This is a genomic window from Borreliella lanei, from assembly GCF_014205895.1.
Taxonomy (GTDB): domain Bacteria; phylum Spirochaetota; class Spirochaetia; order Borreliales; family Borreliaceae; genus Borreliella; species Borreliella lanei.
The window spans coordinates 457624-466492 of sequence record NZ_JACHFC010000001.1; the positions used below are offsets into that span (position 1 = coordinate 457624).

At 31.2% G+C, this 8869-nt stretch carries 8 protein-coding genes, 2 tRNA genes and 2 rRNA genes; 8 read left to right on the top strand and 4 right to left on the bottom strand.

Going from position 1 to position 8869, the window contains the following annotated elements:
* Positions 1-2: 2 nt before the first annotated feature.
* Complete coding sequence (locus HNQ06_RS02140; RefSeq protein WP_184107312.1) at positions 3-755, bottom strand: ParA family protein; 753 nt, start codon at positions 753-755, stop codon at positions 3-5.
* Between the two features lie 109 nt (positions 756-864).
* On the bottom strand, positions 865-1470 hold the full coding sequence (locus HNQ06_RS02145) for a YigZ family protein (RefSeq protein WP_184107313.1): 606 nt from the start codon (positions 1468-1470) through the stop codon (positions 865-867).
* 113 nt (positions 1471-1583) lie between these two features.
* Here HNQ06_RS02145 and HNQ06_RS02150 point away from each other — a divergent pair, with 113 nt between their 5' ends.
* Complete coding sequence (locus HNQ06_RS02150) at positions 1584-1973, top strand: DUF1893 domain-containing protein (RefSeq protein WP_002557021.1); 390 nt, start codon at positions 1584-1586, stop codon at positions 1971-1973.
* 28 nt (positions 1974-2001) lie between these two features.
* Here HNQ06_RS02150 and HNQ06_RS02155 read toward each other — a convergent pair whose 3' ends face one another.
* Complete coding sequence (locus HNQ06_RS02155) at positions 2002-2319, bottom strand: hypothetical protein (RefSeq protein ID WP_184107314.1); 318 nt, start codon at positions 2317-2319, stop codon at positions 2002-2004.
* Positions 2320-2538: 219 nt separating this feature from the next.
* On the opposite strand from HNQ06_RS02155, the gene rsmI reads away from it, so the two are divergent.
* The 4 genes from rsmI (at position 2539) to HNQ06_RS02175 (ending at position 5843) form a co-directional block, all read left to right on the top strand.
* Positions 2539-3213 carry a 16S rRNA (cytidine(1402)-2'-O)-methyltransferase gene (rsmI, locus tag HNQ06_RS02160; protein WP_343056747.1) on the top strand — a complete coding sequence of 225 codons (675 nt, stop codon included), beginning with the start codon at positions 2539-2541 and terminating at the stop codon, positions 3211-3213.
* 94 nt (positions 3214-3307) lie between these two features.
* On the top strand, positions 3308-3856 hold the full coding sequence (locus HNQ06_RS02165; protein ID WP_184107316.1) for a 2'-deoxyribosyltransferase: 549 nt from the start codon (positions 3308-3310) through the stop codon (positions 3854-3856).
* 210 nt (positions 3857-4066) lie between these two features.
* A 16S ribosomal RNA gene (locus HNQ06_RS02170) occupies positions 4067-5602 on the top strand.
* Between the two features lie 167 nt (positions 5603-5769).
* Positions 5770-5843 (top strand) — tRNA-Ala (locus tag HNQ06_RS02175).
* 630 nt (positions 5844-6473) lie between these two features.
* Here the strand turns inward: HNQ06_RS02175 and HNQ06_RS02180 are convergent.
* Positions 6474-6547 (bottom strand) — tRNA-Ile (locus HNQ06_RS02180).
* A 331-nt stretch (positions 6548-6878) separates the two neighbouring features.
* On the opposite strand from HNQ06_RS02180, the gene HNQ06_RS02185 reads away from it, so the two are divergent.
* The 3 genes from HNQ06_RS02185 to HNQ06_RS02195 all read left to right on the top strand — a co-directional run.
* Entirely contained in the window at positions 6879-7439 is a 561-nt protein-coding gene (locus HNQ06_RS02185; RefSeq protein ID WP_184107317.1) for a DNA-3-methyladenine glycosylase, read from the top strand.
* Positions 7440-7571: 132 nt separating this feature from the next.
* Positions 7572-8411, top strand: a complete 840-nt coding sequence (locus HNQ06_RS02190) for a Cof-type HAD-IIB family hydrolase (protein ID WP_184107318.1) — start codon at positions 7572-7574, stop codon at positions 8409-8411.
* A 204-nt stretch (positions 8412-8615) separates the two neighbouring features.
* A 23S ribosomal RNA gene (locus HNQ06_RS02195) occupies positions 8616-8869 on the top strand; the annotation flags it as partial.

Sequence of the window (8869 nt, forward strand, 5' to 3'; positions counted from 1 at the left end):
AGTTATTCCTTAATTTTGTTTATTATCTCTTTTGAGAGTTCTAAGAAATCTTTTGCAGCATTGCTTTCTTTATCATATTCATATACAGGCATTTTTGCTTCTTGAGATTTTGAAATAGTTATATTTTTCCTTATTTTTGTATTTAAAAGTTTTTCTTTAAAAACTTTTTTTAACGAGCTTACATATTTTTCTTTACTTTTATTCCTTATATCGTATTTATTTATAAAAACACCCGCAATCTCTAAATTTTTATTTATTTGCTTTACAGTATTTATTGTATCTATTAGTTGATTTATGCCCTCAAATGCAAAAAATTCCGTTTCAATTGGTATTAACAAGTAATTACTTGCAATAAGGGCATTTATAGTTAATATTGAAAGCGTAGGAGGGCAGTCGATAATGATAAAATCATATTTATCTTTTTCATACAGTGTTAATGCATTTTTTAAAAAATTTTCTCTTGAAAGTTCATTTATCAATTCTTTTTCGAGTAAAGCTAATTTAATACTAGAAGGAATTATGTCTAATTTAAAATGATTTAAAGGCTTGACCTTTATTTTTTTATTAATAAGTTCATAACTTGAGTTTTCGGCTATATACTCTGAGGTGTTTGTACCGCTAGTAGAATTTCCTTGTGAATCAATATCTATTAGAAGAATTTTTTTATCAAGCAGGGTCATTGAATAAGAAATATTAATGGCGCTTGTGGTTTTTCCTACTCCCCCTTTTTGATTGATTACAGATATTATTTTCATATAAATTTTCTCTTTTTATTTGGTTTTGTTTTTATATTTTAAAACATAAATGATAAAAATAATAATACTTTAAATTAGTTTTTTAATATTTGATTATTTGACATGCATATTATTCTTTATGAAACTTTAAAATTTCTTGAATTAAGCCATTTTCTATAAAAAATTCCGATATTTTTTGTTTATTTTTTGCTTTGAATTTAATTGAAGTGTTTATTTTGTTTGAAAAGTTTGAATCTATTATTTCTATTTCAAGTTTATTTTTCATTTTTAATAGTGAATTGTATTGGTTGTAAGTTAAATTTAAGCTTAAAGTTTCTAATTCCTCTTTTTCCATTATAGATGTATTTTTAATAACTTCTTTGGCAGACTTGTAATATGCCTTGATTAATCCCCCCCTTCCAAGCAAAGTGCCCCCAAAATATCGTAATGTGATTATTAAGGTATCAGTTAAATTATTATGTATTATGGCATCCAATGTAGGTTTTCCAGCTGTTAAGTTAGGCTCTCTGTCATCACTCATTCCATTTAGGAATGAGTTCTTGTTTCCAATTCTAAATCCATAAACTACATGAGTGGCATTTTTAAATTTTATTTTATATTTTTTAATAGTTTTATTTATATCATCTTTTTTTTCAATATTAAAAATATATGAAACAAAGATGGATTTCTTTATTTCAATTTTAGAATTACTACTGTTTTTTGGCACGAATATCATATAACGTAAGTATACTATCTTTTTAGATATTGCAGTATTTATTGTTTATGTATATCATTAATAGTGTTTGTTTTTATTATTGATTGTTATAAATATCCAGAAAAGAGGTAAAAATGATATCAGGCTTGAATCCAACATTAAGGTTATTTAAAGATCATAAAATACTTTATTCTAACATGGAAAGAGGATTGAAACCTCTTTTAGAAGTAGATAATTTTATCAATAAGTATATCCAGAATAAAGAAGGGCTTGAAATTTATGATAAAGTTGTGGGCAAGGCAGCAGCCGTTATTATTTATAATATAGGGCTTCAAAATGTTCAAGCTGGGGTTGTTTCTCAACCCGCAAAGGATTTTTTAGAAAGCAGAGGAATAAAAGTAGCTTATAAAAAATTGGTGGAAAAAATAAATGACAGAGCAGAAAGCTTGATTGAAAGCTTGGAAAACCCTGAAGAGGTTTATAAGTATATGATTAAAAGAGGTATTATAGTTAATAATTTATAAAGTGTGAAAATAATTGAGCTATGTTTTGCTAACTACGTGACTTTGAGTATACAGTAATAATTAGGGCTATGTTGTATATTAATATTATTAAATTTCCCCAATTTAGGTAAAAATTGCTTTTATCATAGTTGAAGATCCAAATTCCAGCATAAACACCTAAAAATCCTCCTATAGAAGATGTAAACATGATTAAATTGGGTTCAATTGTATGTTGATTAATTTTGTTTTGATTTTCTTTGGCATCAGGCTGTTCGGTAAATTTGCTGTCAATAAAAATCATGGCAAAACCTGCAAGAGTAATGCATAGAAAATAGATCATAAATATTTTTCTAATCAATGCAAACATAAATTTTCCCTTTCTTTTAACTTTTTAATTATTAATACTTAATGATATAACTAAATGTAATACAAAAGCAAGTATTTTGATAGATATATAAAATATAGCTTATACCTTATTCTTGTATTTTGCGAATAAGGGGTTTTAGATTTTTATCATTAATAGAAATGCTTTTAATATATTTTATTACTTTATTTATTTTTGGTTTTGGAGGAATTAAAAGGAGCCGTGTTATATATTGTTGGTACGCCAATAGGCAATTTAGAAGATATTACTTATAGAGCAATTGATATTTTAAAGTCGGTAAATGTTATCTTTGCAGAAGATACGAGAGTCACTAGTAAACTTTTGTTGCGATATAAAATTAATAAAAAAATGATTTCTTGTAATGCCGTAACAGAAAATAAGAAGATAAGCTTACTATTGGATTATTTAGCAAAAGGAGATTCTGTTGCTTTTGTTAGTGATGCTGGTACTCCGGGGCTTAGTGATCCTGGTAGCTTATTAGTTGCTGCTGCTTTTAAAGAGGGATACAAAGTTTGTCCAATTCCTGGAGCAAGTTCTTTTAATGCAATTGTAAGTGTTAATCCTTTTAGAGATAAATCGGTGCTTTTTGAGGGATTTTTGCCTAACAAAGGCCTTAAAAGATTCAAAAGAATTGCTGAGCTATATAAAAGAGGAGATGCTTTTGTTTTGCTTGAATCTGGTCATAGAATTTTGAAATTGCTTATTGAAATTTCTTCTGTTAGTTTAGATGCAAAGGTTCTTATTGGTCGCGAGATGACAAAAATTTATGAAGAATATCAAATTGGCAAACCTTTAGAATTAAAAAAATATTTTGAATCTAGCAAGGAGAAGGTTAAAGGAGAGTTTACTATTTTAGTCAGCAGAAGTCGTTCATAGTAAATATTTTCTACTTAGATTTCAAAAATTTATTTATTGTTGATTTTACCCGATTGATTTATTGTGTTATACTTGAATTTTGATAGGGGTTTTTATGAAGATTTATTTAGCTTCTCCATTTTTTAAGGAAGAGGAAATTAAACTAAGGGATGAGGTTTTGAAATTTCTTGAAGAGTTTAATTTAGATGTATTTTCTCCAGAGCATCATGCTGTCAAAAAGATGGGATTGCTTGAGAAGGTTGATTATAAGTTTGCAAATAGAGATATAAGAGAGAAGATAAGAGAAATAGATTTAAAAGAGCTAGTTAGTAGCGATATTGTTTTAGCCTTGGTTAACTATGTTGATGCAGGTACAGCCTATGAAAGAGGATTTGCCTTTGCTAAAAAAATACCAAGTATAGATTTTTTTAAAGACAAACAAGATTCTGATTTTTATAATTTAATGTATAGTGATTGTACCGCTGCTTTTTCTAATTACAAGGATCTTAGGGAAGGAATTTTGACTTTTAAAGAATTGTGGATTAAGTTTAAAGGAGATAATGAAAATTTCAGAACCTTTTTTGATTATTTAAAAGCTAAATTGGGAAATAAATTAAAAAAAATTTTTACAACTTTACCTGTTAATGAAAAATGTGGTTGTTAATGCTTTTATCACGGTTTATTAATAAAATTTATTTTTTTATATTTTATATTAATAAAATAATGCAAAGGTATTGACAATATGATTCTTCTTTTGTTAAAGTATTAAAGGTTGAAATGATTATTGGAAGATGAGAGAAGGGAAGAGTTAAGTAAGGTTAAAAGCCAAAAGAATAAACAAAACCTGTTAATTTTTTTAAATAAAAAAATAAGAATAACGAAGAGTTTGATCCTGGCTTAGAACTAACGCTGGCAGTGCGTCTTAAGCATGCAAGTCAAACGGGATGTAGCAATACATTCAGTGGCGAACGGGTGAGTAACGCGTGGATGATCTACCTATGAGATGGGGATAACTATTAGAAATAGTAGCTAATACCGAATAAGATCAATTAATTTGTTAATTGATGAAAGGAAGCCTTTAAAGCTTCGCTTGTAGATGAGTCTGCGTCTTATTAGCTAGTTGGTAGGGTAAATGCCTACCAAGGCGATGATAAGTAACCGGCCTGAGAGGGTGAACGGTCACACTGGAACTGAGATACGGTCCAGACTCCTACGGGAGGCAGCAGCTAAGAATCTTCCGCAATGGGCGAAAGCCTGACGGAGCGACACTGCGTGAATGAAGAAGGTCGAAAGATTGTAAAATTCTTTTATAAATGAGGAATAAGCTTTGTAGGAAATGACAAAGTGATGACGTTAATTTATGAATAAGCCCCGGCTAATTACGTGCCAGCAGCCGCGGTAATACGTAAGGGGCGAGCGTTGTTCGGGATTATTGGGCGTAAAGGGTGAGTAGGCGGATATATAAGTCTATGCGTAAAATACCACAGCTCAACTGTGGAGCTATGTTGGAAACTATATGTCTAGAGTCTGATAGAGGAAGTTAGAATTTCTGGTGTAAGGGTGGAATCTGTTGATATCAGGAAGAATACCGGAGGCGAAGGCGAACTTCTGGGTCAAGACTGACGCTGAGTCACGAAAGCGTAGGGAGCAAACAGGATTAGATACCCTGGTAGTCTACGCTGTAAACGATGCACACTTGGTGTTAACTAAAAGTTAGTACCGAAGCTAACGTGTTAAGTGTGCCGCCTGGGGAGTATGCTCGCAAGAGTGAAACTCAAAGGAATTGACGGGGGCCCGCACAAGCGGTGGAGCATGTGGTTTAATTCGATGATACGCGAGGAACCTTACCAGGGCTTGACATATATAGGATATAGTTAGAGATAATTATTCCCCGTTTGGGGCCTATATACAGGTGCTGCATGGTTGTCGTCAGCTCGTGCTGTGAGGTGTTGGGTTAAGTCCCGCAACGAGCGCAACCCTTGTTATCTGTTACCAGCATGTAATGGTGGGGACTCAGATAAGACTGCCGGTGATAAGTCGGAGGAAGGTGAGGATGACGTCAAATCATCATGGCCCTTATGTCCTGGGCTACACACGTGCTACAATGGCCTGTACAAAGCGAAGCGAAACAGTGATGTGAAGCAAAACGCATAAAGCAGGTCTCAGTCCGGATTGAAGTCTGAAACTCGACTTCATGAAGTTGGAATCGCTAGTAATCGTATATCAGAATGATACGGTGAATACGTTCTCGGGCCTTGTACACACCGCCCGTCACACCACCCGAGTTGAGGATACCCGAAGCTATTATTCTAACCCGTAAGGGAGGAAGGTATTTAAGGTATGTTTAGTGAGGGGGGTGAAGTCGTAACAAGGTAGCCGTACTGGAAAGTGCGGCTGGATCACCTCCTTTCTAAGAGAAAGATAAACTAAGGCTAATTCCATTAACTCTTCCCTACTCTTTTCTTTTGATAAGAGAGTTTTTAAAGCCAGTGTTATTTCTATAAGCCTAAGAGAAGTTTTTTTATTGTTGATATTAAAGAGCTTTATTAAAACTTAGACTTAAGTTTAGATTATTCTGGGGGTTTAGCTCAGTTGGCTAGAGCATCGGCTTTGCAAGCCGAGGGTCAAGGGTTCGAGTCCCTTAACCTCCATTGGGCCTGTGCCTTAAATTGCGATTAAGCATGTTTTCAAGTAGCTTTGTTAAAGTAATTGTTGAAATCAAACAAAATCCAGAAGAATTTTTGGGTTAAAGTTGGGATTTGACGATATTAAGAAGAATGTTTAGAAGCGAAGTAAACTGCCGATAAAAACGGGCCTTGTTTCTCTAAAGGACAAGGATTAAGCAGGATTATATTTTTCAGCAGCTTATTTTATAAACGACCACATTTATTCCTGGCTTTTAGTTAGCAATAAATGTGGATCGTCAATTGTGATGTCTGCAGGAAGGCAAGCCTTATAACGAGCCACAATTCTTATTATCGTTATCATCATTTAGTGGCGGGGATTCGTGTTAGACTGCCAGTTAGTCGGAGGAAGATAAAAAGGTTGCATTATTAAATTGCCCCTTATGTTTTAGGTTACAAACTTGCTCCAATAGCCCAAAAAGCTAAGCAAAATACCATAAATCAGGCTTCAGTTTGGATTTGCCTGGCACTCAATGTCATGAATTTGGAATCGCTAATAATCGCATATTTTTTAATATGGAAATTGAATAAAATTTTGTTATTTTTATTAATTATAATTTAAAGCAGTGCTGCCGCATTTAAAACGATAGAATACATTGGGACCAGGATGAGTTGAACATCCGACCTCAGGTTTATCAGACCTGCGCTCTAACCACCTGAGCTATGATCCCTTAAGCATATCAATTCTTTACAAATTTTATTTAAATCTTATGACTTTGTCAATATCTCTTATATCTTTTCAAGATATAAGAGATATTGCATATAGTTTTTAATTTTTTATATATTTATTAATGCCCGCTATTTTATATTTTAGATTAGCATTTTTATATAAGCTGGTTTAAGCTTAACTGCTTCAACTTTTTAAATTTTTTTAGATTAAAAATCTAAAAAAATTTATTAACCAACCAAGAATTTATTAAAATATGTATTTATTGGATAATTAAATGATTTTAGTTTTTATTTTTTTATTATTATTTATTATCTTGTTTTAAAATTGAGTTTATGGATCGATATTTTTTTTTGCAAGATGCCACTACCGTTGCAAAGTTATTGCTTGGTAATTTGTTGATAAGAAAGATCGACAAAGAGGAAATAGTTACCAGAATTGTTGAAACGGAAGCTTATATGGGAATAACAGATAGCGCTTGTCATTCTTATGGCGGCAAGATAACAAATCGCACAAGTGCTATGTATAGCATAGGAGGATATTCTTATGTTTATATAATATATGGCATGCATTATATGTTTAACATTGTGACTGCGGATAAAAATAATCCCCAGGCTGTTTTAATCAGAGGTGTAGAGCCCATTTCTCCAGCATTGGGAGAGAAAAGCATTTTTACTAACGGTCCTGGAAAACTTACAAAATTTTTAAACATTGATTTAACTTTTAATAAAGTTGATCTTATTGGGAATAATGAGCTTTTTTTACAAAGAGGTTTGAATCTAGATTTTAATATATGTTGTTCAAAAAGAATCAATATTGATTATGCACAAGAGAGTGATATAAACAAGCTTTGGAGATTTTATATCAAAGATAACAAATTTGTTTCAAGGCGTTGACTTTCATTTAAATATATTTTTTAAAATTTTTTAAAAAATATAATATTATTAAATTCGATTATTTTATGCTTTAAGGGTAATTATTGAGAATAAATTATTTGTGATAGTATATTTTACAAGAGAGATTTATGTATGAATTCTAATTATAAAAGATATAAAATGCTGGTTTTTGACCTTGATGGCACTTTATTGAATAATAATCATGAGATTACTTTTTTAACTCTCGAGGTTCTTTTGGCTTTGGAGAAATATTTTAAAATAATTATTGCAACCGGAAGAAGATTGAGTGAAGTTAAAAATATTAGGAGTCAATTAAAAGAAATTGGTATTAATGAAAATTATCTTGTAACGGCGAATGGGGCTGAAGTGTTTTTGCAAGAAAATTTAATTTTTAGACATGCAATGAGTTATGGCTTAGCAAAAGAAATTCTCAAGATACATACGGACAGTGTTGATGTTAATCTTTATACTTTTGATGCTTGGTATTCTAATACAGACGTTAAAAGTCCTATTATGAAACATTTTATTAGGGATTTAGGCTTAAATGTTATTATTGGAGATTTAACTAAACTAAACGTTGATTCTGTTTCTAAGATTGTTTATTATTGTGATGATTTGGCAATTCTTAATAAACTTGACAATGAGATTAGGAGTAAGGATTTTAAGGACACAAGAGTATTTTTTTCTTCTAAAGATTTATTAGAGGTTACCAATATTAATGCTAATAAATATAATGCTATTAAAAATATTGCTTTTCTTGAAGGCATTCCACTGTGTGATGTTTTAGCTTTTGGAGATAATAATAATGATTATGAGATGCTCAAAAATCTTGGTAAAGGGGTTTTAATGAAAAATGCTAATGAATTTCTTAAAATTAATTTAGCAAATAATGAAATAACAAGATTTAGCAATAATGAGGATGGTGTTGCTAGGTTTTTAATTGATTTTTTTGAGCTTAATATTAAATATTAATAATTTGTATTTAAATGTTTAATGTATTTGGTTTATTTTTAGCAGAATTTTCTATTTAAAATATAAATTTTTTACTTAAAATTTATTTTTGTAAATTTATTTATTAAAATATTGGAATAAGTATTGACATGGATTAAACAAAGATATATATTATTCTATGTTGCATAAACAAATTGGCAAAATAGAGATGGAAGATAAAAATATGGTCAAAGTAATAAGAGTCTATGGTGAATGCCTAGGAGCTTTAAGGCGAAGAAGGTCGTGGTAAGCTGCGAAAAGCTTGGGGGGAGAAGCAAACATTTATTGATCCCAAGATTACCGAATGGAGTAATCCAGCTAGCAAGATGCTAGCTATCTATTATCTAAATAATAGAGGCGATACCAGGGGAAGTGAACCATCTAAGTACCCTGAGGAAAAGAAATCAAAGAGATTCCCTTAGTAGTGGCGAGCGAAAAGG

What these genes read in the sequence shown, in the direction of transcription:
- HNQ06_RS02155 (WP_184107314.1), bottom strand. Translation starts at nt 2,319, where the DNA reads ATGTTTGCATTGATTAGAAAAATATTTATGATCTATTTTCTATGCATT.
- HNQ06_RS02150 (WP_002557021.1), top strand. Translation starts at nt 1,584, where the DNA reads ATGATATCAGGCTTGAATCCAACATTAAGGTTATTTAAAGATCATAAA.
- HNQ06_RS02140 (WP_184107312.1), bottom strand. Translation starts at nt 755, where the DNA reads ATGAAAATAATATCTGTAATCAATCAAAAAGGGGGAGTAGGAAAAACC.
- HNQ06_RS02145 (WP_184107313.1), bottom strand. Translation starts at nt 1,470, where the DNA reads ATGATATTCGTGCCAAAAAACAGTAGTAATTCTAAAATTGAAATAAAG.
- HNQ06_RS02185 (WP_184107317.1), top strand. Translation starts at nt 6,879, where the DNA reads ATGGATCGATATTTTTTTTTGCAAGATGCCACTACCGTTGCAAAGTTA.
- HNQ06_RS02165 (WP_184107316.1), top strand. Translation starts at nt 3,308, where the DNA reads ATGAAGATTTATTTAGCTTCTCCATTTTTTAAGGAAGAGGAAATTAAA.
- HNQ06_RS02190 (WP_184107318.1), top strand. Translation starts at nt 7,572, where the DNA reads ATGAATTCTAATTATAAAAGATATAAAATGCTGGTTTTTGACCTTGAT.